Source organism: Mycobacterium genavense ATCC 51234 (assembly GCF_000526915.1).
GTDB lineage: Bacteria > Actinomycetota > Actinomycetes > Mycobacteriales > Mycobacteriaceae > Mycobacterium > Mycobacterium genavense.
The window spans coordinates 119,769-142,945 of the sequence record NZ_JAGZ01000002.1 but is presented as its reverse complement, the minus strand read 5'-3'; the positions used below and the strand labels follow the sequence as shown (position 1 = coordinate 142,945).

Genomic DNA, 23,177 nt, shown 5'->3' with positions numbered 1-23,177 from the left:
CGAAGAGCCTACTGCCACCTCAGAATCCGCCTGCGACACGTACCACCGCGCGGCCCGAGTGGCTACCCGCGCGCAGTTGATCCAGCACCCCGACGACGTCTTTGACGTCGACGTCGTTGCTGACCGCGTCCAGGTGCCGCGGCTTGAGCGAGTCGCCGAGTAGCGCCCACAGCTCGCGGCGCCGGGCGATCGGCATCAACACCGAGTCCATACCGAGCAGCGCGACCCCGCGCAGGATGAACGGCATCACGGTGGTGTGCAGCGCGGGCCCGCCGGTGAGGCCGCTGGCGGCGACCGCACCGCCGTAGTCGACGGTGCTGAGCACATCGGCCAGCGTCGCGCCTCCGACGCAGTCCACCGCGCCCGCCCAGCGCGCCTTGGCCAGCGGTCGCGGCTTGGCATCCGGATCGGCGGGCAGTCGGCCGATAACCTCTGTGGCGCCAAGGTCTTTCAGCATTTCGGCGGCCGATTCCTTACCGCTGGAGGCGACCACCTGGTGGCCAGTGGCCGCCAGGTGGTCGACGCTGACCGAGCCGACTCCGCCGGAGGCCCCGGTGACGACGATGGGGCCCGACTCGGGCGTGATGCCCCAATCGATCAGCGCCTGCACGCTCATCGCGGCGGTGAAGCCGGCGGTGCCGATGGCCGCACCTTCGTGCGGGGTCAATGCACCGAGGGCCACCACCTGATCGGCGGGCAGCCGCGCGTATTCGGCGTAGCCGCCGTGGTGGCCGGTGCCGATCTGATACCCGTGGGCCAGCACCTTCTCGCCGACGCTGAATTCCGGTGACCGCGACTCGACGACTTCGCCGGTGCGGTCGATGCCCGGCACGATGGGGTAGTCGTGCACCACGCCGCCGTTGGGGGTCAGCGCCAATGCGTCCTTGTAGTTGACACTGGAAAACAGCACCCGGATCGTCACGTCGCCGGGCGGCAGGTCTGACGGGTGGAGCGTTTCGACCGACGCGGTGATCCGGTCACCATCTTGGCGTGCCACCAACGCGGCAAAACTGTTCATGCACCGACGTTAGCGCTGGGCTTGCGCTTGGTCGCTTTTCGGTCACCCGTATAGGCTTTGCCGAGTCCCAACCCGAGTCGGACCGCTGCGGAGAACTAAGGATGGCAGCGCAGCCGTCACACGTGTCAGAGTCCGCGATCAGTCGCGAAGCCCCCGGCAACGGGATCACCGAGACCACCAACACGGAGCTGGACGCAGTTTTCCGCGTCCACCGGTGGCGTTCCTTGCGGGTCGCGTCGGTGCAGCGGTTGGTCGTCGTCTTCATCATGATCGGGGCTGTCCTGGTCCACACGGATTACCGGGCCCCCAGGTGGGCTCCGGACGACGCTGTGGTCGTGGTGTACGCGCTCATCGCATTGGGCGTCGTGGTCCTCGTGTATTCGCCCGCGCGTCGAGTGATGGTCCCCGACCGTGCCTTGTTCGTTCTGGCGATGGTCGACGTGCTGGCGATCGTCGGTTTCAAACTTTTGTCGCCGGGCGGGCACATCCCACTGCTGTTGATGGTGCTGGTGCCGCGCATGGTTGCCCTGGATCTGTCCGGACGGCGTGCCACCGTCGGCCTGAGCTGCGCGTTCGTCGCGTTCACCGCGTCGATCCTGCAAGACCCCGTCATCCCTCGCCAACTGGGTTGGCCCAAGACTTTGCTACTCGTGCTGATCTATGGATTCCTATGCGGCACAGCCTTGTTCGCGGTCATCTTTCGACAGCGCTATGTCGACGAGATAGCACGAATCACCGCGTCACGAGATGCGTTGCTCGCCGAGACGATGACCGCTTCGGAGCGCGAACGGCGAGAAATTTCCGAAGCCATCCACGACGGGCCTTTGCAGGATGTGCTTGCGGCCCGACGCGACGTGGTGGACTTCGCCAAGAAGTCACCCGCCGAGCCGTTGCAGCGGGCCATCGCCAGCCTCGACGACGCCTCCCGGCGCCTGCGGGAGGCGACCTTCGAGCTGCATCCGGCCGTACTCGAACAAGTCGGCTTGGGTGCCGCGGTCGAGAAGTTGGCCGCCTTCACCGCCGAACGCGCGGGCATCACGATCACTACCGACGTCGATTACCCGGGCCACAACGCCATCGATCCGATGGTGTTCGGGGTGGTTCGCGAGTTGTTGTCCAACGTGGTCCGCCATTCCGAAGCGACCCAGGCGTCGGTGACACTCAAGGTCCGCGACGGAACATGTCGACTCGATGTCGCCGACGACGGCATCGGGGTCACCGCCGACGCGATGATGCGCCGCCTCGCCGAAGGGCACATCGGTCTGGCCTCGCAGCGGGCCCGGGTGGAAGCCGCCGGTGGCAGCTTGACAATCCTCGACGTTCCCACGGGGGCACACATATCCGTGGAATGGCCACTGCAGAGCTGAGGTCACTCCAGCAGCCAACGCCGCATCGCCTCGGCGACGGGCCGCGCCCCGGTCGGACACACCGAGCTTCTCGTACAGGTTCTGCACGTGCGATTTGATCGTGCTGGGCGCCACGAAAAGCCGTGCCGCGATCTGAGGTACCGACAGGCCTTCGGCGATCATGCGGACGACCTCGAGCTCGCGTGGTGTCAACAACGCCGCCTCGCCGCGGGCTCGAAGTTTCACCTCACCCGCCAGCGCCCCGGCCAACTGCGTCGGCATATACGTCGCACCCTTCTCGCACTTGAGCACGGCGGTCACGATCTCGTCGCTGTCGGAGTCTTTCGTCAAATAGCCCGCGGCGCCCTCGGCGAGGGCTTGGTAGATCACCGCACTGTCCTCGAAAGCGCTGAGTAACAGGACACAGGTGTCCAAGCCGTCCCGCACCACCGCTCGGACCACGTCGAGCCCGTTGAGCTCGGGCATTTTGTAATCGATCAACGCCACCCTGGACTTTAGCTCGCGGATCGCCGTCAGCGCCGCCCGACCATCGGACACTTCACCGATCACCTCGATCCGCCCGCTGGACTTCAGCGCCCGCACGACGCCTTCGCGGGTTACCGGGTGATCGTCGTCGACGACGACCTTGACACGTTCTGAATGGGACGACATCGGTTGCGCTTCCAGGCCGTTGGGTATCTCGGGCGCGCCCGTCCCGGGACCGGCGCCGTCCTATTCTCTCTTGGCCGAATCGGCCCGGAGGGCGTTTGCGCCAACCTCACCACTGCGGGCCGGGCCGTCGGGCACGGTGGTCTTCTCCCCCTATTGGGGGAGGGCACCTCATCCACCGAACCCGACGTTTGCTCGAGAGACCAGACCTCAACCGGTCGCGCCGGAATAGTCATAGGCGATCGCGGCGAGAAGCCGAAACGCCAATTTCAAAGACCGCACAGAGGAGATGATCCGCCATGACTCAGCCGCAGACGCTCAATGTGGAATATGCCGAATTGATTGCCCGGGCCAACGAGATCGAGGAACTGCTTCCTCCTATTCCGGCCACCAACCCGCAGCCTCCGTGCCGCCCTGGCGAGGGCTTCTGACGCCGTGACGCAACTGGGCATTTCTGCGGACGCAATCCGGCTCTACTTGAGGGGCTGCGAGCGGGAATGGAAAGTTGAGGGGCTGCGAGCGGGAATGGAAAGCACTCGCCAAGTCCCTACGGAAAGCGGCAAAAGCTTCGAAGAGGTCGACGAGGGAGCTGCGGACGCCATAACCAACGAGACGCCGAATGCGTTGGACGGCAATGGCCAAATTTCGGCGCTCGACGACTCGGACATGCCGTGGGACCCTCCGGCGCCGTTGCCTGCGCCGCCGATCGGCGACGATCCTTACTACGAGGTCAGGCAGGCGTCGATGGCGATCGAGGCCGGCGACCAGGGCGCGGCCTGCAAGGCTTTCGCCGAGGAATGGCACACCTTCCAGTTTGCGCTGCAGCAGATCGCCAGCCGGTTTCGCCCGTTTACCGCGTGGGAGGGGGAGGCGCGGATGGCCGTCGAGCAAAACTTCGAACTGCACCGGCAGTGGATCGCGTCGATGGTGCAATTGTGCGGCACGCTGCGTGACCAGGCCAACGACATCGTCGAGGCGCAAGTAAAGATCCGGCCCGCAAGTGGGACGGCGACGCAAGATTCCAACGGCAATTACCTCATTCCCGAAGAGTACCCGGGTCCCGGTGACATCTTGATCGTCGAAAACACCTACAAGGCTGGTGTGGACGACCACATGGAGGCGCTTATTCAGACGGCGATTGAGTGGTATGCCGTTCTGCAGAAGAAGTCGGAGACGGCGCTGAAGTTTTATCGCGACAACACCGCATTGGCGCCGCTGAACCCACCGATGTTCCCGACCGCGGCCGCGGCCGCCGAAGCGGTCGACGGTGGCTCCGGTGGCTCGGGTGGCATTGATTTCGGGGACCTGCCCGACGGGCTGCCTTCTGGCGACAGCCTTTCCGGGCTGCCGGCGATGCCCGCGATGCCGGGTGCCGGGATGCCGACGATGCCGAACGCACCCCTGGCGAGGGGTGCCGTGGTGCCGCCGCTGCCCACGGCCGGTAAGGGCCTGCCGAAAGGGGCTCCGGTGAAGCCGGCGTCACTCGGCGGCGGCATTGGTGGCATCGGTGGAGGCGCTTTTCCGAAGACGCCCCTGCAACCCTGGGCGAACACCGGAGCCAGCGCCGGGCCCGCCGCCGTACCAGCGGGGGCGGGTGGTGGGATCCCGGTCCCGGCCGCGTACGCCAAGCTGAACGGGGCGGGCGGCGGTATGGGCGGCGGCATGCCGATGGGTGGTGCCGGCGGTCAGGGCCAAGGTGCCGGCAAGGGCAAGCGTGTGCAGACCGAAGGTGAAGCGCTCTACACCGAAGAGCGGGCGTGGACCGAGGGTGTGATCGGCCGACGCCGCGCCTCGTGACCCGGAGCACGACGCTAACCTCACCGATATGGATCCTTTTCCGCTTGGTCGCTATTCGGTTGCCCGCGTCGGTTTCGGAGCTATGCAGCTGCCCGGTCCCGGCGTGATGGGGCCGCCGCGGGATCGTGACGAGGCACTGGCGGTAGCTGCGCAGGGCCGTCGAACGCGGCGTCGACCACATCGACACCGCGCAGTTCTACGGCCCGGATGTGGCCAATGAGCTCATCCGCGAGGCGCTGCATCCCTACCCGGAGAACCTGGCCTTGGTGAGCAAGGTCGGCGGGCGTCGCGATGAGGCCGGTACGTGGCTGCCGGTAAGCGAGCCGGCCGACCTGCGCCGCGACATCGAGACGAACTTGCGGACGCTCGGTGTCGATCAGCTGGCCGCGGTCAATCTGCGGATCTTCGAAAGCGACGGGCCCGACCAGCTGTTCGACGACCAGCTGTCGGTGATGATCGATGCCCGGGATCAGGGATTGATCGGCGGAATCGGGCTGAGCAACATCAACCGCGAGCATCTGCTACACGCACTGGAGCGCACCCAAATCGCTTGTGTACAAAATGCATTCAACATCGTTCAGCGGGACTCGGTCGCCGTGCTTCAGGAGTGCACCAGGCGGGGGATCGCCTTCGTCCCGTTCTTTCCGCTGGGCGCTTCGTTTGTGCAGCCCAACCCGGTGCTCGGTCACGAGCTGGTACGGGCGGCCGCCGAGAAACTCGGTTACACGCCCGCTCAGGTCGCGCTGGCGTGGACGCTGAGCGTGGCGCCCAATGTGCTGCTGATTCCGGGCACCTCGTCGGTGCGGCACCTCGAGGAGAACCTGGACGTCGCGTCCATCGAGTTCGATGACGAGACTCGAGAGCAGCTAAACGCCGTCGGTGCCTGATGCCGTCGGTCGTCAGACGCGCGACCCTCGCCGAACGTTAACTCATGGCGGAAAAGAGCCGAAAAATGCGCCATGGTTGCACGTTCGGCGTTAAGCCGTGATCGCTATTTGAGTTCGGCCGACGACAGGCCCAGCAGGCGGCGGGCGACAACCAGCTGCTGAATCTGTTGGGTGCCTTCGAAGATGTCCATGATCTTCGAATCGCGTGCCCACTTCTCCAACAGCGTCTGCTCCGAATAGCCTGCGGTGCCCCCCAATTCGACGGCCTTGAGGGTGATGTCGGTGCCCACCCGGCCGGCCTTGGCCTTGGCCATGGACGCTTCCTTGGAGTTGGGGATCTTGTTGTCGGCCTGCCAGGCTGCGCGCAGGGTCAGCTGGTAGCTGGACTCCCAGTCGGCCTCCATGCGCAGGAACTCCGCCGCGGCGGCGCTTTGGGCGTGTGCGGGCCTATCGTAGGAGATCTCCACGCCGGCCTCGGTCAGGATCTTGCGCAGCTCCTCGAAGGCCGCCCGGGCGATGCCGATGGCCATGCCCGCGACGACCGGCCGGGTGTTGTCGAAGGTCTCCATGACACCGGAAAACCCTTTGCCTGACTCGATTTCGGGATTGCCCAGCAGGTTGTCCTTCGGGATCCGCACGTTGTCGAACCGGATCACCGCGGTGTCGGAGCCCTTGATGCCCAACTTCTTCTCGAGCCGTTCGACGCTGACCCCGGGATGTTCACGCGGCACGATGAACGACTTGATCGCCGGGCGGCCCAGCGACTTGTCCAACGTCGCCCACACCACGATGTGCGTGGCCCGCGAACCCGCTGTGACGAAGATCTTTTCGCCGTTGATCACGTATTCGTCGCCGTCCAGCCTGGCGGTCGTGGACACCGCGGCCGAGTCGGATCCGAAGCTCGGTTCGGTGATCGCCATCGCGGCCCAGACCCGGCCCAGCCGGTTCAGCTGCTCGTCGGTGGCCACGCCACTGATCGCCGCGTTGCCCAGGTCCTGATAGGGCATCGACAGCATCATTGCCGCGTCGCCCCAACTGGCCTCCAGCGTCTGCAGTACCGCAGCCATGTTGGCGCCGTTGCGGTTTTCTTCCTTGCTTTCGCTGCTGCGGAACGCCTCGGCGCCGGTGAGCGCCATGGCGTTGGATTTGGCGGCGCCGGAGAACAGGTTGGACAAGGTGTCCAGCTCCACCGGATAGGCGTGCTCGTGGACGTCGTACTTGCGGGCGATCGGGCGCATCATTTCCGCGGCGCCCTGGTGCGCCTTGTCGATCACCGCCTGCATCTTGCGAGGCAGTTCCAGATTGATTGCCATGATTGGTCTTTCGCTTGTGAAGTTAGATGATGACAACACCCTCGGCGATGCCGATGGCCCGCAGGTCGCGGTACCAGCGTTCGACCGGGTGTTCCTTGGTGTAACCGTGGCCGCCGAGCAGTTGGACGCCGTCGAGGCCGATCTGCATGCCCTTGTCGGCGCCGAGGCGCTTGGCCAGGGCCGCTTCGCGGATGAACCGAAGCCCTTGTTCGGCACGCGCCGCGCCGCGCCAGGTGATCAGCCGCAGCCCGTCTAGCTCGATGGCGATGTTGGCGCACATGAACGCAACGGCCTGACGGCGGGCGATGGGCTCGCCGAATGCTTGGCGTTCCTTCACGTACGGGACGACGTAGTCGAGGACGGCGTGCGAGGTGCCCACGGCCAGCGCCGCCCAGCCGGGACAGCGCGATCGCCTCGGAGTAGTCCTCGTCGGTGGCCTCGCCTTCGCCCAGCCGGGCGTTCAGCGGCACCGAGACCCCGGAGAGCTCAAGCCGGCCCAGGGCAGCGGCCCGAATACCCATGCTCGGATCTGCTTTGACGGTAAGGCCTTTGGCGCCCGATTCGACGATGAACAGTGTCGGCTTGCCGTTGAGTTGAGCTCCGACGACGAACAGCTCGGCGTCGGCCGCGGCCGGCACCAACGACTTCACACCGTTCAGCCGGTAACCGCTCGGCGTGCGTACCGCGGTGGTCTTCAGCCGGGTGGGGTCGAACAGCGGTTGCGGTTCGGCGATGGCCACGTACGCCTGCGGGACATTCTCGCCGGCGAACTCGGGCAGATAGGTGGCTTGCTGATCCGCGCTGCCCCAGTGGGTCAGCGCGGCGGCCACACCGCCCGGCGCCAGCAGGGGCAACGCCAAGCCCATGTCTCCGTAGGCAAGTGCCTCGGCCACCAGTACGTTGGTCACGCTCGAGCGGTGTGCGGCGATGCCGTCGAAGTCCTTGGGGATGTTGATCGCGGTGATGCCGAGTTCGGCGGCCTTCGCGATCAGGTCGGGCGGGTAGCTCGCCGCCTCGTCGGCGTCGGGCGCCGCGGGCCGCAGCACCTCTGCGGCGAATTCCTCGAGGGTCTCGACGATCATCTTCTGCTCGTCGTCGGGCCTCAGGTCGTAGTAGTCCTTGCCGCTGGACTTGTGCCGGGTGGGTCCGCTGCGGATGCTCTGGACCCGCTTGAACTGCCGGGAAGCCGCGCCCGCGGTGGAAAAGATCGCCTTGGTGCCGTAGCGCAGGCCCCGGTTCATCGGGTCGCGCAGATGGTATTTGTCCAGGAATTCCTGGCCGACCAGCGGAGTCAGCAGCGCCAGGGTGATGTCGATCCCGGTGCGGCGGTGCGGTTGCATCCCGACGCCGGTGTTGCGGCCACGCCGTTTCCCGCGCGTGCCGTGAAGTGTTTGACCCGGAGACAGTGTCCGTCATTTCAGCAGCCTCTGTAGTCGGGGCGATGCAGTCAAGAGCCTATCTTACTCCAGAGTAAGATAAAGAGCGCTTGTTAGCTACTTCAGACCCAGGCTGCGCAGTACGCGCTCGTGTAGCAGGCCGTTTGTCGCGACGACATCGCCGCGATGCGGGCCCGCGGTGCCGTCCAGGCCGGTGAACGTTCCGCCCGCCTCCCGCACCAGGATGTCGAGCGCCGCCAGATCCCACACCGACACTTCCGGTTCGGCCGCGATGTCGACGGCACCCTCGGCGAGAAGGCAATACGAGAAGAAGTCGCCGTAGGCGCGTACCCGCCAGACCGCGTCGGTCAGCTCGATGAAACGGTCCCGCAGGCCGCGCTGGGCCCACCCCGACAGGCTGGAAAACGACAGGCTCGCCGAATCCAGTTGCGCCACTGAGGAAACCGACAGCTGGCGCGCCGAACCGCGGTCAACCGAGACGAAGGCACCGTGGCCGCGCGACGCCCACCACCGCCGGTGCAGTGCCGGCGCACTCACGACGCCGACCACCGGCACGCCGTCGTGCAGCAACGCGATCAAGCTGGCCCATACCGGAACCCCGCGCACGAAGTTCTTGGTGCCGTCGATCGGGTCGATGATCCATTGCCGGCCGGTGAAGGTTGTGGTCCCGCCGAATTCCTCGCCGACGACGCTGTCGTCGGGCCGCTCGCGCCCCAGCACCTCACGCACCTGCGCTTCGACCGCCCGATCGGCGTCGGTCACCGGGGTCAGGTCGGGCTTGGTGTCGACGCGCAGGTCCAGCGCGCCGAAGCGCTCGCGAGTCAGCAGGTCCGCGCGGTCGGCCAGCGTGAGCGCCAACGCGAGATCGTCCTGACTCATGCCAGCAGTCCTACGGCCGGTGCCGCGGCTGTCATCCCCGGTGATTGAAGTTGTCGACGACGCCCTTCAACGCGTCGGGGTTGCGCAGAAACGGCGTGATGATGTCGACCGGCAGGGGAAACACCACCGTCGAGTTCTGGTCGGCGCCCAGTTCCAACAGCGTTTGCAAATACCGCAATTGCAATGAGGCGGGGCTCTTGGACAGGGTCTCGGCTGCCTCGCGCAGCTCCGCGGAGGCCTGCAGTTCCCCGCGAGCGTTGATGACCTTCGCGCGGCGCTCACGCTCGGCCTCGGCCTCGCGGGTCAACGCCCGCTGCATCGACTCGGGTATCTCGACGTCCTTGATCTCCACCACCCGAACCTCGACACCCCAGGGTTCGGTCATCTTCTCGATGATCGTGCGCAGATCACTGTTGAGGTCCTCGCGGTGCGCCAGCAGCGTGTCGAGATCGGCGCGCCCCAGCAGCGAGCGCAGTGTCGTCTGGGCGATCTGCGAGGTGGCGACCGCATAGTTCTCCACCGCCAGGATCGCCTTCAGCGGATCCACCACCTGGAACATGACGACCGCGTTCACCCGGGCCGGGAGGTTGTCGCGGGTGATCAGCTCCTGCGGTGGAATGGTCAACGTCACCAACCGCTGGTCGACCCGAATCATCTTGTCCACCAGCGGAATCAGTAGCCAAAGGCCGGGCCGGTACAGGGGGCGGACGTGGCCCATCCGGAACACCACCCCACGCGCGGATTCGCGCAGTACCGTCAGGGACCACCACGCAACGACGATCAGCACCACGGTCAGCGCGACGAGAACCGCAATCGCTACTCCAGTCACTTTGCCTTCTCCTTGTTGACTTCCCAGCTGCCCCAGCGGGTGGAATACCGGTCGATCGCGACGGCCACCTGGTCCTCGATCGCGGTGCGGTGCGGCAGGTGTTCGGGTGCGTTGGACGGCGTGTTCCACAGGTGACGGGCAAGGGGCAGACCCAGCGCCACCACCACCAGCATCGCTCCCGTCAGGACCAGCAGGTCGCTCGGGGAATGGTTGGCGACCAAGGTTGCCAGCGGCAGGATCACCCCCAACGCGGCTACGCAACAAGCGATCCCGCGATGGAAGCGCCCGGCATCCGAATGCGGCCAGGGGTCGACGTCGCGACTGATCTCACCGTGCTCCGATGTCGTGCAGCTTGCCTTGACCGGGCAGCTGTTGCACACGACGGGCAACGCGCGATACCGCATCACCCGGTGTTTCGGATCGAACGAGCTCGGCCACAGCCAATGATCCTGCGGGCACACCCACGCGTCATGGTCGGGCCGATACACGAATTGGCCTGTGCGCCATCGCGCCGCACGTGCCGACGCGTGCCGGGCCATGGTGTCGAAGCCCCATCCGATGGCCACCAGTGCCAGCGAATACCCGGCGATCAGCCACACCGACGTGGCCGGCGGTGGCATCGTCAGTCCTTCGCCGGCGCGATGGAACCGACCTCGGCGTAGAGCGAGTGCTCCGGCAACTCCTCGGCCGTCGTACCGGAACGGAAGTGGCGCAACGCGGTCCACGCGATCCAGACAAAGGGCAGAACTCCGCCGACGATCATGATGACGTCACCGGGCAAGCGCAGCCATTCGAGGACCGCGTTGCCGGGCTTGGTGATGTAGCCCAGCGACCGCGCCTCGAAGTACCCGTCGCCGACCGAGTGATAAAGCTGCAGCACACCGAGCGGCAACAGGGTGGCGAACACCATCCATGCCAGACCGATGTTCATGCACCAGAACGAGATTCGGGCCAGCCGCTCCGGCCAATTGTCCGGCGGGATCACATAGCGGAACGCGAACATCGTCAGGCCGACGGCGAGCATGCCGTAAACCCCCATCATCGCCGCGTGCGCGTGGTTGGCGGTCAGGGCGGTCCCGATCTGGTAGTAGGACACCACCGGCAGGTTGATCAAGAACCCAAAGATGCCCGCCCTCAAGAAGTTCCAGAAGCCGACGGCGACGAGGAACATCACCGCCCAGCGGTGCGGGAAGGGGTTCGCGTCACCCGACTGCTGGCGCGCGCCCAGCTGCAGGAACGCCCACGCCTCGACCGTCAGGAAGGTCAGCGGGATCACCTCGGCCGCCGAGAAGAATGCGCCCAGCGCCATGTGCTCGACCGGCGTGCCCGAGAAGTAGAGGTGATGCATGGTGCCGATGACGCCACCGGCCGAGTACAAGATGACGTCAAGGAAGATCACGCCCAACGCAATTCGTTCACGCACCACGCCCAGCAGCACGAACATGTAAGCCACCATCACCGTGGTGAACAACTCGAGAAAGTCTTCGACCCACAGGTGCACCACCCAGAACCGCCAGAAGTCGGCGACCGTGAAATGCGTTTCACGCCAGCCAGCAGCCCCACGGCATAGAACGCCGGGATCGCCAGCCCCGAGAAGAAGAACAGCCACGGCATGTTCATCTTCGATTCGCCTTTGAGTCGGGCACGCATGCCACGCCAGATAATCGCGATCCACACGAACAACCCGAGGACCAACAGGATCTGCCAGAGCCGCGGCAGATCGAGGTACTCCCATTGCTGCGAGAACAGCCCGCCGCGGGGGATCACCCCGTAGATCGACAGCGCCTCGCAGATCAGCGAGCCGAACACGACCACGGCGACCGCACCCAGCAGCACATACGCCAACAGCCCCTGACGTTTCGGTTCACGACGGGCGATGAACGGCACCAGGAAGATGCCGCCGGCGAGAAATGCCGCGGCGGTCCAGAACAACGCCAGCTGGAGATGCCAGGTGCGGGCCAGGTTGTAGGGCAGCACCCGGGCCAGATCCAGACCGAAGAACGTCGACAAGTCGGCGCGATAGTGCTCGGCGGCCGCGCCCAGCAGGGTCTGCGCCAGGAACAGCACCGACACCACCGCGAAAAACCAGATGCAGGCCCGCTGCGCGGACGTCAGGCTCACCTCACCGGGCTGGCGGAAGGACAGATTGGACGCCTCGGCGCTGTGCCAGCCGATCTGCTGACTCCACCGCCCGTAGACGGCGAACATCACGCCGATGCCGCCCAACAGCGCGATCAGCGACAACGCCGACCAGACGATCACCGGGGCGGTGGGACCGTTGTCGACCCGGGGTTCGGCCGGCCAGTTGTTGGTGTAGCTGTACTTGTGGCCGGGGCGTTCGGCGGCCGCCGCCCACGCCGTCCAGGCATAGAATGCGGTCAGGTCGCGGATCTGTGCCTTGTCGGTGATGAACTGCGGCAGCAGCCCGTATTTCGTTGAGTTCTCGCTGAAGTAGGCGGCGTAGTGGCTCTGGATATGCTCGAACGCCGCGGCCTGACGGTCGGTGAACACCAATGTCCTGGTGTCGGCGTTGTAGCGGTTCGTTCGGAATTCGGTGACCACTCGATCGCGCGGATCGGTTACCCCCTGCCCGCGCAGTTGGTCGGCGACGTCATTGGTTGCCATGCGCAGGTATTCGGCGGTGTAGTCGGGCCCCAGGTAGGCGCCATGCCCCAGCATCGACCCGTACTGCATCAGGCCGCGGGACTGAAACAGTTCCTGGCCCCGGGTGATGTCGTCACCGGTGAACAACAACTGGCCCGATTCGCTGACCACTTTGTCCGGCATGGGCATTGCCGCGGTGTAGGTGCGATAGGCCAGGATGCCCATCACGAGAAAACCGAAGATCATGACCAATGCAACGCCCTGCAGCCAGCCCTTTCCGATCAGGGGTTGCGGCGAGCTCTGTTGGACGCTTTGGTCAATGGCCATTTCGACGACCTTCCTGTCGGACGAGGGCTGTGTTCCGGCTTCGATCGCGTGGCGACGCCACATGAACATCCAATGCGCCTTCTTTCGCGGAGGCAACAGTATTGGCCGCCGAATTTGAATGACGGGGAGCAATGGCACCCACGCGTTGCCAATACCAGTGGGGGACACGGGCTTCGGGGCCACACCGTACGGAATCGAGGCGCGGTGATGAAGGGACTTTCGGCCCTAACGCGGCAGGGGCGCCCGGCAGGATCATGTAACTGTGGGTTGCAGATAATCCTCGGTAGCTCGGAAGGTCGCACATCATGAACCGCTTGACCACGCTAGATGCCGGTTTCCTCAAAGCCGAAAACGCCGATCCACGGGTCAGCCTGGCCATCCGCGGCCTCGCGGTCATCGAGGGCCCCGCCCCCGAGCACAGCGCGTTGATGTCTGCATTCGCCGAGCGGATACGCGCCTGCCCGCGGTTTGGACAGCGGTTGCGGTCGCGGCCGTTCGACCTCGGTGCTCCGCAATGGGTGGATGACCTCGACTTCGACATCGGCCGGCATATCCGGCGGGTGGCACTGCCGCAACCCGGCGACGACCAGGAGTTGTTCGGGGTGGTCGCCGATTCGATGGCGAGGCGGCTGGACCGGGCCCGACCGCTATGGGAGATCTGGGTCATCGAGGGTCTCGCCGAGGGGCGATGGGCGATCCTGACCAAGATCCACCACTGCATGGCCGACGGGATCGCGGCCGCCCATATGCTTGCCGGCTTGTCCGACGACGGCGTCGGAGACAGTTTCGCCCGGCACGTCAGCGCTGGCAAGGAAGCAAAACGTCCTGTAGCGGAGATGAATCCGCTCGCGATAGTGGGCGGGCTGTGGAACATGTCGACCTCCGTGGCCGCGGCTGCCGCGCGAGTTGCTCAGGGCGCCACGGAAATCGCGCTGGGCCTGCTGCGTCCGGCGGCGTCTTCGCTGAACGGGCCGATCGGCGGATTGCGTCGATACAGCGGCGCACGGGTCTCCCTGGCCGATGTCGAGCACGTGTGCGCGACGTTCGACGTGACCATCAACGACGTTGCGCTGACGGCGATTACGGAAAGCTATCGCAATCTGTTGGTCAAACGCGGCGAACGGTTGCAGCCGGGTTCGTTGCGCACCTTGGTGCCGGTGTCGATGCGGTCTGCCGATGCGTTCGACAAGACCGACAACCGGGTTTCGGTGATGCTGCCGCAGTTGCCGATCGACGAAGACAACCCGGTGCAGCGGCTGCGGATCGTGCATTCGCGACTGGACAGGTCGAAGGCCGGCGGACAAGCACAGGCCGGAAATGCGTTGGTGTGCATGGCAAATCACATCCCGTTCGCGTTCACCGCGTGGGCGCTCGGGTTGCTGACGCGGCTGCCGCAGCGCGGCGTGGTGACGGTGGCGACGAATGTTCCCGGGCCACGCCGGGCCCTGCGAGTGATGGGCAAAAAGGTGCTGGCCTTGTTCCCGGTTCCGCCGATCGCGATGCAATTGCGAACCGGCGTCGCAATGCTCAGCTATGCCGACGATCTGTTCATCGGAATCCTTGCGGACTACGACCGGGTTGCCGACGTTGACGAGCTGGCGCGCGGGATCGAAGCCGCGGTGGCTCGCCTGGTGGCCATCAGCAAACGGCGAAAGGATCATTACGCTCGCGGACCCTTATCCCTGGTCGTGTGACGATGAACGATCTGGTCGACTGCGCCGACGTCGAGGCGCTGTTGCGACGCTTCTACAACCGGGCGCTGACCGACGACGTTTTGATCGAGCCCTTCGCCGAGTTGCGGTCCGAAGGGTTGGACAACCACATCCCGATCATGTGCGACTTCTGGGAGACCGTACTCTTCCGCGCCGGCCGCTACCGAGGCAGCGCGCTCACGGTACACCGCGTCATACACCAACGAACCCCGTTGTCCAGCAAGCACTTCGTGCGTTGGCTGACCATCTGGCGCGCCACCGTCGACGAGATGTATCGCGGGCCGGCGGCCGAGCGGGCCAAAGTGCAGGCCGCCCGGATCGCGTGGGCGATGCACCGGCGCCTGACCGGGGTGGACGCCGACGAACTCGACGCGCTGCTCGCGAGCTGACCGGGTCAGGCAAAGCTCGCGTTCGGGTCGGGTTCCGGGCCGAAGGTGAAGTGGCGACCGGTGATATCGATGGGGATCACCCGGACGTAATGCTTCTTGACCGTCGCGGTCCACGGCATCAGCTCGGCGCGCTCGGCTTCTTCGATCTCCGCCGCCGTCTGCAGCAGCTTTGCGCGGCCGCGGACGATCACGCTCCAGCCCTGCGCGACGTCGTGGTCGTCGGCCTCGAACAGCACGACGCTGTGACCCACGGCGGAAAACAGCTTGGTGCCCTCGGCGGTCCGAAACAGCACCGTGCGGTTCTGCACCGCGTAGTTCACCGGGAAGATCTCCGGCTCACCCGCGAAACTGGTCACCAGCCGGCCCAGGGCGACGCCACCCAACCTGCGCCAGCTCTCGTCTTCCGACAAGACGACCGCGGGCTCATCCGTCATCGACCTCACCTTTCCGTCGGTGCACCAGTATCCACGACGCTACGGTGAATTCGAGTACGACTGTAGGGTCCTAGGTCAATTCGGCCGAACACTGCGCCGGCCGTCCTACGATGGCGACGTGTGGGAATTCGCTCTGTTACTTCTGCTCGTCGCGGTGTTGGGCGGATTGATTGCCCAGCGGTTCATCCCGCGCGGCCCGCGCGGCGAGCTGCTGAGCGGCACACTGTTGGTGACCGGGGTGAGCCCGCGACCGGACACCACGGGCGAGCAATACGTCACCATCGCCGGTGTGATCAACGGACCGACCGTCAACGAGTACCCGGTCTACTGGCGGATGGCGGTCGACGTCGAGCAGTGGCCGCGCATGGGCGAACTGCACGAGGTGGTGTATTCCTCGAAGAATCCCGACAACTGGAAGTTCACTCCGCCCGCGGTCTGACCGATGTTCGGGTCCTCGTCGGCGGGGAAACGTGACGGCGCCGTCCGTCGCTTGCGTAACGCGTAACGACGTTCGGGTCACCATGTCGCCGGCGCGGGTGGCAGCACCCTGACCCGAACGCCGTACCGCGGGACCAACAGCGTGGCGCGGTGGGCCGGCCGCATTCCCGGGACGCCCGGCAGCCCGTAACCGCTACTGACCAGTTCGCCGGTGGCCGCGAGGGTCGGCGAACCCGGGCTTGGCAGCACGGCGGCGGGACCGGTTGCCGCCCCGGCCCAGCCGGTCGGCACGGACATCGAGCCGATCGAACCGGCGCCGCCGAGAGTCGCGGATACACTGCCCAGCCCGCGGCCGACGTTAGGCGCGGCCGTGGCGGTTGCGGGCAGTGGAGCGCTCACGGCGGGCAGCGCGCACGAGCCGGGCAACACGCCCGCGCAGCGGCAGGCTGCGATGATGTCCTGAGGGAAGGACTCCAGGCTCGCCATGTTGTCCGTCGAGGCAAAGAGGGCCAGGGCGCCGTCAGTGAAGTCGAAGCCGGCCGGAGCGGACACGCTGTTCGTTGACGCGTCAGCGCCAGAAGTGTTCTGCGCCAACAGGTTTGACGCTGCGCCGCTAACCGCCGCGTCTTGACTGGCCGCCGCGTCTTGGTTGGTGGTCGGACGCGGCGAAGAAAACGGCGTCAACCGCGTCGTGGCCGCCGATGACGTCGCGTAGCCATACATCGCGGTGGCGTCCTGGGCCAATACTCGGCGTACTGTGCCTCGGTGGCCGCGATCGCCGCGGTGTTCTGGCCGAAGAAGTTGGTTGCTACCAACACAGCCAGCTGGGCGCGATTGGCCGTCACCGCCGCCGGGGGCACCGTCATCGCACGGGCCAGTTCGTAGGCCGCGGCCGCGGCTCGCGCCTGCCCGGCCGTCTGCCTTGCCTGCTCGGCGGTGCATGCCAGCCATGTCGCATAGCGTGCGGCCGTGGTCGACATCGATTGTGCCGCAGGACCTCGCCAGTGCAGCCTGGTCAGACCGGACAGCACCGACCCGCAGCTCTCGGCGGTGTTGTGCAGCTCCGCGGACAGCGCCTCCCAGCTTGCGGCGGCGGCGAGGAGCGGGCCCGCGCCCGGCCCGCTGTACATCCGCGCAGAGTTGATCTCTGGCGGCAAAAGAACGAAATCCACCATCTCACAGGCCCGATGCACGCAACGTCGGCAGCGGCGGGCATCACCCGCCCGCGAGTGGGCGCGACATCACGGTGGGCCGCATGCCGTATTTCGGCCCGGGGGCCGAGCCCTTGGAGACGGCCGCCCCGGCATCCCGGGATAGCCCGGATACTCGGCGGCTTCTTCGGTTCCCGGGATCGCCACCATGCCCAGTGGTTCAAATCGCGGGACCGGGGCGGTCGACGGTGGGCACCAGCTCGCCGGCACTGACATCGGCTTGATCGAGCCGGCGCCGCCAAGGGACGCGCTGACGTTACCCAGCCCCGCGCCGCCGGCAAGGCTCGCGGCGACGGCGGTTCCTTCGGTGGCCCCACTGAGTGCGGCGGGGGCCACGACCGGCGCCGCCGCCGCAGCGCCGACGCCGGGCAGCAGACCCAAATTGCTCTCGGCCGCGATAATTCCGGTGGCGAAGCTTTCCAAGTTGTAGGTCGAGTTGATCGCGCCGTAGCCCGCCAGGATGCCGTCGAGCGCGGTGAAATCGCTGGGGACGAATCCATTCTCGGTCAACCATCCCGTCTGGCCGACCGCAGACAGCGCCTGTTGAGTCGAAATTCGTTGCGGCGGCGTCGGTGACGGCTCGGGCCACCGCGGGCTTCTGCACGGCTGGCGCCTCGGCGTTGGTGGTCGGGTCGGGGGACGGGAACGGCGTCAACTGCGCCGTGGCCGCGGCGCAGGAAGTTTCATAGCCCGACATCGCGGCGGTGTCCTGGGCCCAGAAATCGGCGTACTGGGCTTCGGTCGCCGCGATCGCGGCGGTATTTTGTCCGGCGTAATTCGTTGCGATCAACGACCTCTGCCGCGTGCGATTGGCGTCGATCGCTGCCGGGGGCACCGTGGACGTCCACGCCTGTTCGTACGCCGCCGCGACCGCCCAGGCTTGCCTGGCCGCCTGCTTCGCCAGCCGGGCGGTCTGCCTGAGCCAATCCGCATAGGGCGTGGCCGTGGCCGCCATCGCAGCCGCCGCAGGACCCTGCCAGTCCAAACTGGTCAGGTTCGACAGCACCGATTCATAGCTGTCGGCGGCCGTGGTCAACTCGACAGCCAGCGAATCCCATCCGGCCGCAGCGGCCAGCAGCGGGCCCGACTCCGGGCCGCAGTACATCCTCGCCGAGTTGACTTCCGGCGGCAGAAACGCGAAATCCATTGTGTGCCAGCTCCTTCGTTGGTAAACCGCGACGAATCGCACGGCAATCGGCGGTCGATGCCGTTGTCGTGTTCTGGGACAGTCGATTTGCGGATTCAGAAGCAAACGGTCTGTGCGGCAGTTGTTTGGGTGACCGGCGCGGGACGCTAAGCTAGCGTCGCAGTCACCGAATCGTCGGTGGGGCGTGCGCACATGGCATTCGGGGCCACCTTTGCTAACTGAACGCCATAAAAATCCCAAGCCGTGCAGCGGCCCATCGCGGTTTGGAGTGAATTTCTCGGAGCTGTCGAGTGAATTTCCGATGCCGGAAAACGGGCAATTACCGGCTGGTGGCGAGGCCCTATTCGGCCCATTACCGTTAGCTTGATCAATAGCCTGTATCGCGAATGCCGCTGCGCCGAGGGCCGGGCAAAACCGCGCAATTGCTTGCATTGCGGTTGCCGGGTGGCATTCTTTAGCCATGGCGGGCAAAGAGATCGACCCGGTCCGGGCAAAAGTGCGCTTGCGGTGATCCGGCAGCACCCGGTGCTGTCGCTGTCCGCGGTGTCGCCGGCGCTCGCGGTACTGGGGGTCATCTGGTGGCTCGCCGGCGCCGGGTGGGCTATCGCGGCAGCCATCGTCGGGCTGCTGGCCGGGGCCGGCCTGATTGTGCTGCGACGCTGAAGCGAGTCAGCCGTGGCCGATGCGCAACAGCTCGGCGAGGTTCGGCAGTTTGACGCGGGGGCGCCCGTGCGGCTCGCCAGCCGCACGCTCATAGGCGTCGATGACGTCCCAGTGTGCCGAGGTGACCAGTTTCGGCTGGCGCGAGGCCAGCCAGTCGGCCAACTGATCGGCACGATCGGCCGGGGATTCGGCCAGCTCCTGCGTGCCGGTCAAATCGCTGATCAGGGTGTCGACGGTGTCCTGGGAGTCCTTCTTATTGGTGCCGATCACTCCGGTCGGCCCGCGCTTGATCCACCCGACCACGTATTCGTTGCGACGGCCCTGGACCCGGCCGTCGGTGTTGGGGATGGTCGCGCTCTTGTCGTCGAAGGGCAGGCCCGGGGTGGGCAGGCCGCGATAACCGACGGAGCGCACCACCAGCTGCGCCGGTAGCTCCTCGCGTTCCCCGGTGTCCTTGGCCGATACCCGCCCGCTCTCGTCGGTGACCAGCTCGTTGCGGCCGAGCACGATCGCCTCGACCCGCTCGTTGCCCTTGATCTCGATCGGGGAGGTCAGGAAGCGAAACACCATGCGACGATGTCCCGGGCGCGGCTCGCGGTCGGCGTAGTCGCGCAGCACCTTGATGTTCTGTTTGGTGGTCTTGCCGGCGGCTTCGGCTTCCTCGTCGGTGATGCCTTCCAGCTGTGCGGGATCGACGATGACGTCGACGCCTTCGAGGTCGGCGAGCTCGCGCAACTCCAGCGTGGTGAACGCGGTCTGCAGCGGCCCGCGCCGGCCGAGAATCACCACTTCTTCCACGGCGCAGGGACGCAGCGATTCCAGGGCGTGATCGGCGATGTCGGTGGCCTCCAGTGCGTCGGGCGCGGTGACCAGTATGCGGGCGACGTCGAGTGCGACGTTGCCGTTGCCGATGACAACGGCGCGACGGCCGCTCAAATCGGGCGAGATCTGCTCGAAGTTCGGGTGGGCGTTGTACCAGCCGACGAAATCGACGGCGGCGACGCTGCCGGGCAGCTCCTCGCCGGGGATGTTGAGAACACGATCGGACTGCGCGCCGACCGCATAGATCACGGCGTCGTAGCGCTCGGCGAGTTCGGCGGCCTCGACGTGATCGCCGACCACCACGTTGCCGAAGAACCGGAAGCGCGGATCAGCGGCCGTCTTTTCGAACTGCTTGCTGATCGATTTGATCTTGGGGTGGTCGGGCGCCACACCGGAGCGCACCAGCCCCCACGGCGTCGGCAACATCTCGAGCATGTCGATCGCGACGTCGATCTCGTCAGAGGTACCGGCGGCCTTCAGCAAAGAGGCCGCAGCGAAGAACCCCGACGGTCCGGAGCCGACGATGGCGACATGGAATCGACGCATACTCAAGCCTTCTGTTCATGCCCGGCTGCGACGCAAGGGCTGGGAACGAGTTGGGCGTCGCAGTCGCAGGCGCACATGATGGTGATTCGATGGTAGTCGGTGTGGCCACACCGGTGGTCGAAGTGCCGCGCGTCGCGACCTGAGCATTCGCCGGCGACCAGCACGCCGGTAACGTGGTCGGCTGTGGAACCCGACCGTCAAGCCGATATCGCCGCCCTCGACTCCGCCCTGACCACGGTGGAGAGGGTGCTCGATGTGGATGGTCTGCGCAGCCGCATCGAGAAGCTCGAACACGAGGCGTCCGATCCCAAACTGTGGGACGACCAGGCCAACGCGCAGCGGGTGACCAGCGAGTTGTCGCATACCCAGGGTGAGCTGCGCCGCATCGAGCAGTTGCGGCAGCGAGTAGACGATCTGCCGGTGCTCTACGAGCTGGCCGCCGAGGAAGGCGCCGCGGACGCGCTGGCCGAGGCCGACGCCGAGCTGAAGGCCCTGCGCGCCGACATCGAGGCCGCCGAGGTGCGCACCCTGCTGTCGGGGGAGTACGACGAGCGCGAGGCGCTGGTCACCATCCGCTCCGGCGCCGGTGGGGTGGACGCCGCGGACTGGGCCGAGATGTTGATGCGGATGTACATCCGGTGGGCCGAGCAACACAACTACGGCGTCGAGGTGTTCGACACGTCTTACGCCGAAGAGGCCGGGATCAAAAGCGCCACCTTCGCCGTGCACGCCCCGTTTGCCTACGGCACGTTGTCGGTGGAGCAGGGCACCCATCGGTTGGTGCGCATCAGCCCGTTCGACAACCAGAGTCGCCGCCAGACGTCGTTCGCCGAAGTCGAGGTGCTGCCGGTGGTGGAGACCACCGACCACATCGACATTCCGGAAGGTGATCTGCGGGTCGACGTGTACCGATCCAGCGGTCCGGGCGGCCAATCGGTGAACACCACCGACTCGGCGGTTCGACTCACCCATATCCCGACCGGTATCGTCGTGACTTGCCAGAACGAAAAGTCGCAACTGCAGAACAAGGTTGCGGCGATGCGGGTTCTTCAAGCAAAGTTGTTGGAGCGCAAGCGTTTAGAAGAACGAGCCGAGCTGGACGCGCTCAAAGGTGACGGCGGCAGCTCCTGGGGCAACCAGATGCGCTCCTACGTCTTGCATCCGTATCAAATGGTCAAGGATCTGCGGACCGAGTACGAGGTCGGCAATCCTGCGGCCGTTCTGGACGGGGACATCGACGGGTTCCTCGAAGCGGGGATCCGGTGGCGCAACCGAAAAGATGACGATTAACACGACCATTGTTGCTACCGCGATGACGCAGCCGTGGCATAACTTCTGGCGCGGCCATATCGGCGGCTGGATCCTCGACCAGGGTCTGCGCATCGTCATGGTGCTGATCGCGGCGGTGCTCGCGGTCCGCTTCGTGACCTGGGTGGCTCAGCAGGTCACCCGGCAGCTCGACGTCGGCTTCGCCGAAAGCGATGCCCTGGTGCGCTCGGAAGCGACCAAGCACCGCCAGGCCGTGGCGTCGGTGATCCAGTGGGTGTCGATCGTAATGATCGCGATCTGGGGCGTTGTCCAGATCGCCGACGTGCTCAACTTCTCCGTCGGCGGTCTGGTCGCGCCTGCCACCGTGATCGGAGCGGCGCTGGGTTTCGGTGCTCAGCAGCTGGTCAAGGATCTGCTCTCGGGTTTCTTCATCATCGTCGAGAAGCAGTACGGCTTCGGCGATCTGGTCGAGTTGACGATCAGCGGTATCTCGAATCCGGCACGGGGCACGGTGGAGAACGTGACGTTGCGGGTGACCCGGCTGCGCTCGTCGGACGGCGAGCTGTTCACCATCCCCAACGGCCAGATCGTCAAAACGGTCAACCTGTCCAAGGACTGGGCGCGGGCGGTGGTGGACATCCCGGTCTCGACCAGTGCCGATCTCAACCGCGTCAACGAGGTCTTGCACGAAGCGTGTGAACATGCCATGGACAACCCGTTGCTGGCCGAGTTGCTGCTCGACGCACCCACGTTGATGGGTTTGGAAAGCATCGAGGTCGACAGCGTCACGTTGCGCATGGTGGCCCGCACGCTGCCCGGCAAGCAGTTCGAGGCGGGCCGGCAGTTGCGCGTACTGGTCGTTCGGGCATTGGGCCGGGCCGGCATCGTCACCACGGCCGACGCGAGGGTGAGCGTGGTGGAAGACGACCTCGCCTCCCCCTCAGCGCAGCCCGATGACGCCGCGCACGAGTCGGTGAAACGGTGAAACTCACCTTCAACGTCCTCGAGAAGCACCGCGACGACTCGGACAAAAGCTGGCCCGGCCACATGTTCGGGGGCCGGATCCGCACGTCGACCCTGCTATTGATCGGCGCGTTCCTCGCAACATGGTGGTTGTACGACGCCAACCGCCTCGAGCCGGCCCCCAAACCACCGCCTTCGCAGGTGGTGCCGCCGGGCTTCGTGCCCGACCCGAACTACACCTGGGTGCCGCGCACCAGGGTGCAGCCGCCGGCCAACACCTACGTTCCGACGCCGACCAGCACGCTGCCGCCGAGCCCGACGACCACCACACCGCCGCCGCCGACGACGACCACGCCGCCGCCGCCGTTCCAGCTGCCCTGCCTGCTGCCGCCGCCCTTCTGTCCGCCCAGCCCAAGCCCCACGCCCACACCTCAACAGCAACCGATGCCGGGCCCGGGGCCGGTTCCCACATCGGCGCCACCCGCGGGCTGATCTCCGCGGTCCAGCGAAATTCACC

The 23,177-nt window shown here is 66.0% G+C and carries 16 protein-coding genes and 7 pseudogenes; 11 read left to right on the top strand and 12 right to left on the bottom strand.

Annotated elements, in window-relative coordinates:
• Positions 1-19: 19 nt before the first annotated feature.
• Positions 20-1,018: an acrylyl-CoA reductase family protein gene (locus T428_RS0105335; RefSeq protein WP_025735657.1), complete on the bottom strand. Its 999-nt coding sequence runs from the start codon at positions 1,016-1,018 to the stop codon at positions 20-22.
• Positions 1,019-1,140: 122 nt separating this feature from the next.
• Between T428_RS0105335 and T428_RS0105330 the strand changes: the two genes are divergently transcribed.
• Entirely contained in the window at positions 1,141-2,385 is a 1,245-nt protein-coding gene (locus T428_RS0105330) for a sensor histidine kinase (RefSeq protein ID WP_245604800.1), read from the top strand.
• A gap of 2 nt (positions 2,386-2,387) precedes the next feature.
• On the opposite strand, the pseudogene T428_RS31685 reads toward T428_RS0105330, so the two are convergent.
• Positions 2,388-3,036, bottom strand: a pseudogene (locus T428_RS31685) (response regulator transcription factor).
• Between the two features lie 296 nt (positions 3,037-3,332).
• Here T428_RS31685 and T428_RS35275 point away from each other — a divergent pair.
• From T428_RS35275 to T428_RS25825, 3 genes and pseudogenes are all read left to right on the top strand, one after another.
• On the top strand, positions 3,333-3,464 hold the full coding sequence (locus T428_RS35275) for a hypothetical protein (RefSeq protein ID WP_281173689.1): 132 nt from the start codon (positions 3,333-3,335) through the stop codon (positions 3,462-3,464).
• Between the two features lie 94 nt (positions 3,465-3,558).
• Positions 3,559-4,830, top strand: coding sequence for a PPE domain-containing protein (locus tag T428_RS0105320; RefSeq protein ID WP_025735655.1), 1,272 nt, complete (start codon positions 3,559-3,561; stop codon positions 4,828-4,830).
• A 28-nt stretch (positions 4,831-4,858) separates the two neighbouring features.
• Positions 4,859-5,717: pseudogene (locus tag T428_RS25825) on the top strand (oxidoreductase).
• Between the two features lie 104 nt (positions 5,718-5,821).
• Here T428_RS25825 and T428_RS0105310 read toward each other — a convergent pair.
• The 6 genes and pseudogenes from T428_RS0105310 to T428_RS25815 form a co-directional block, all read right to left on the bottom strand.
• The gene (locus tag T428_RS0105310; protein WP_025735654.1) at positions 5,822-7,030 is read right to left on the bottom strand and encodes an acyl-CoA dehydrogenase family protein; all 1,209 of its coding nucleotides are present in this window, start codon (positions 7,028-7,030) and stop codon (positions 5,822-5,824) included.
• A gap of 22 nt (positions 7,031-7,052) precedes the next feature.
• Positions 7,053-8,446 (bottom strand): annotated as a pseudogene (locus T428_RS25820) (acyl-CoA dehydrogenase family protein).
• A 77-nt stretch (positions 8,447-8,523) separates the two neighbouring features.
• Complete coding sequence (gene hisN / locus T428_RS0105295) at positions 8,524-9,306, bottom strand: histidinol-phosphatase (RefSeq protein ID WP_025735651.1); 783 nt, start codon at positions 9,304-9,306, stop codon at positions 8,524-8,526.
• A gap of 31 nt (positions 9,307-9,337) precedes the next feature.
• Complete coding sequence (locus T428_RS0105290) at positions 9,338-10,135, bottom strand: slipin family protein (protein WP_025735650.1); 798 nt, start codon at positions 10,133-10,135, stop codon at positions 9,338-9,340.
• Positions 10,132-10,755 carry a hypothetical protein gene (locus T428_RS0105285; RefSeq protein WP_025735649.1) on the bottom strand — a complete coding sequence of 208 codons (624 nt, stop codon included), beginning with the start codon at positions 10,753-10,755 and terminating at the stop codon, positions 10,132-10,134. The genes T428_RS0105290 and T428_RS0105285 overlap by 4 nt, the downstream gene beginning before the upstream one ends.
• 2 nt (positions 10,756-10,757) lie before the next feature.
• Positions 10,758-13,066, bottom strand: a pseudogene (locus T428_RS25815) (nitric-oxide reductase large subunit).
• Positions 13,067-13,371: 305 nt separating this feature from the next.
• Between T428_RS25815 and T428_RS0105275 the strand changes: the two are divergent.
• Positions 13,372-14,760, top strand: a complete 1,389-nt coding sequence (locus tag T428_RS0105275) for a WS/DGAT/MGAT family O-acyltransferase (RefSeq protein WP_025735648.1) — start codon at positions 13,372-13,374, stop codon at positions 14,758-14,760.
• A gap of 2 nt (positions 14,761-14,762) precedes the next feature.
• Positions 14,763-15,167, top strand: coding sequence for a group III truncated hemoglobin (locus T428_RS0105270; protein ID WP_025735647.1), 405 nt, complete (start codon positions 14,763-14,765; stop codon positions 15,165-15,167).
• Between the two features lie 5 nt (positions 15,168-15,172).
• On the opposite strand, the gene T428_RS0105265 is transcribed toward T428_RS0105270, so the two are convergent.
• A complete protein-coding gene (locus tag T428_RS0105265; protein WP_025735646.1) occupies positions 15,173-15,601 on the bottom strand; it encodes a pyridoxamine 5'-phosphate oxidase family protein in 429 nt (142 codons plus the stop codon).
• A 118-nt stretch (positions 15,602-15,719) separates the two neighbouring features.
• On the opposite strand from T428_RS0105265, the gene T428_RS0105260 reads away from it, so the two are divergent.
• Positions 15,720-16,040, top strand: coding sequence for a hypothetical protein (locus T428_RS0105260; RefSeq protein WP_025735645.1), 321 nt, complete (start codon positions 15,720-15,722; stop codon positions 16,038-16,040).
• 77 nt (positions 16,041-16,117) lie between these two features.
• Here T428_RS0105260 and T428_RS25810 read toward each other — a convergent pair.
• Positions 16,118-17,211: pseudogene (locus T428_RS25810) on the bottom strand (PPE family protein).
• Between the two features lie 43 nt (positions 17,212-17,254).
• A pseudogene (locus T428_RS25805) lies at positions 17,255-18,397 on the bottom strand (PPE family protein).
• Between the two features lie 460 nt (positions 18,398-18,857).
• On the opposite strand from T428_RS25805, the pseudogene T428_RS25800 reads away from it, so the two are divergent.
• Positions 18,858-19,060, top strand: a pseudogene (locus T428_RS25800) (hypothetical protein).
• Between the two features lie 6 nt (positions 19,061-19,066).
• On the opposite strand, the gene T428_RS0105240 reads toward T428_RS25800, so the two are convergent.
• Positions 19,067-20,428 (bottom strand): FAD-dependent oxidoreductase, encoded by a 1,362-nt coding sequence (locus tag T428_RS0105240; protein ID WP_025735644.1) that lies wholly within the window; start codon positions 20,426-20,428, stop codon positions 19,067-19,069.
• Between the two features lie 183 nt (positions 20,429-20,611).
• Between T428_RS0105240 and prfB the strand changes: the two genes are divergently transcribed.
• Genes prfB through T428_RS0105225 form a run of 3 tightly spaced genes read left to right on the top strand, consistent with a single transcriptional unit; the run spans position 20,612 to position 23,152 of the window.
• Positions 20,612-21,718 (top strand): peptide chain release factor 2, encoded by a 1,107-nt coding sequence (gene prfB, locus T428_RS0105235; protein WP_025735643.1) that lies wholly within the window; start codon positions 20,612-20,614, stop codon positions 21,716-21,718.
• Positions 21,708-22,682, top strand: coding sequence for a mechanosensitive ion channel family protein (locus T428_RS0105230; RefSeq protein WP_025735642.1), 975 nt, complete (start codon positions 21,708-21,710; stop codon positions 22,680-22,682). Before prfB ends, T428_RS0105230 begins: the two co-directional genes overlap by 11 nt.
• Complete coding sequence (locus T428_RS0105225) at positions 22,679-23,152, top strand: Rv3103c family proline-rich protein (protein ID WP_025735641.1); 474 nt, start codon at positions 22,679-22,681, stop codon at positions 23,150-23,152. Before T428_RS0105230 ends, T428_RS0105225 begins: the two co-directional genes overlap by 4 nt.
• Positions 23,153-23,177: the final 25 nt, after the last annotated feature.

Excerpts from the sequence above, each read along its gene's own strand:
- T428_RS0105335 (WP_025735657.1), bottom strand. The coding sequence starts at position 1,018 with ATGAACAGTTTTGCCGCGTTGGTGGCACGCCAAGATGGTGACCGGATC.
- T428_RS35275 (WP_281173689.1), top strand. The coding sequence starts at position 3,333 with ATGACTCAGCCGCAGACGCTCAATGTGGAATATGCCGAATTGATTGCC.
- T428_RS0105320 (WP_025735655.1), top strand. The coding sequence starts at position 3,559 with ATGGAAAGCACTCGCCAAGTCCCTACGGAAAGCGGCAAAAGCTTCGAA.
- T428_RS0105310 (WP_025735654.1), bottom strand. The coding sequence starts at position 7,030 with ATGGCAATCAATCTGGAACTGCCTCGCAAGATGCAGGCGGTGATCGAC.
- hisN (WP_025735651.1), bottom strand. The coding sequence starts at position 9,306 with ATGAGTCAGGACGATCTCGCGTTGGCGCTCACGCTGGCCGACCGCGCG.
- T428_RS0105285 (WP_025735649.1), bottom strand. The coding sequence starts at position 10,755 with ATGCCACCGCCGGCCACGTCGGTGTGGCTGATCGCCGGGTATTCGCTG.
- T428_RS0105275 (WP_025735648.1), top strand. The coding sequence starts at position 13,372 with ATGAACCGCTTGACCACGCTAGATGCCGGTTTCCTCAAAGCCGAAAAC.
- T428_RS0105270 (WP_025735647.1), top strand. The coding sequence starts at position 14,763 with ATGAACGATCTGGTCGACTGCGCCGACGTCGAGGCGCTGTTGCGACGC.
- T428_RS0105265 (WP_025735646.1), bottom strand. The coding sequence starts at position 15,601 with ATGACGGATGAGCCCGCGGTCGTCTTGTCGGAAGACGAGAGCTGGCGC.
- T428_RS0105240 (WP_025735644.1), bottom strand. The coding sequence starts at position 20,428 with ATGCGTCGATTCCATGTCGCCATCGTCGGCTCCGGACCGTCGGGGTTC.
- T428_RS0105230 (WP_025735642.1), top strand. The coding sequence starts at position 21,708 with ATGACGATTAACACGACCATTGTTGCTACCGCGATGACGCAGCCGTGG.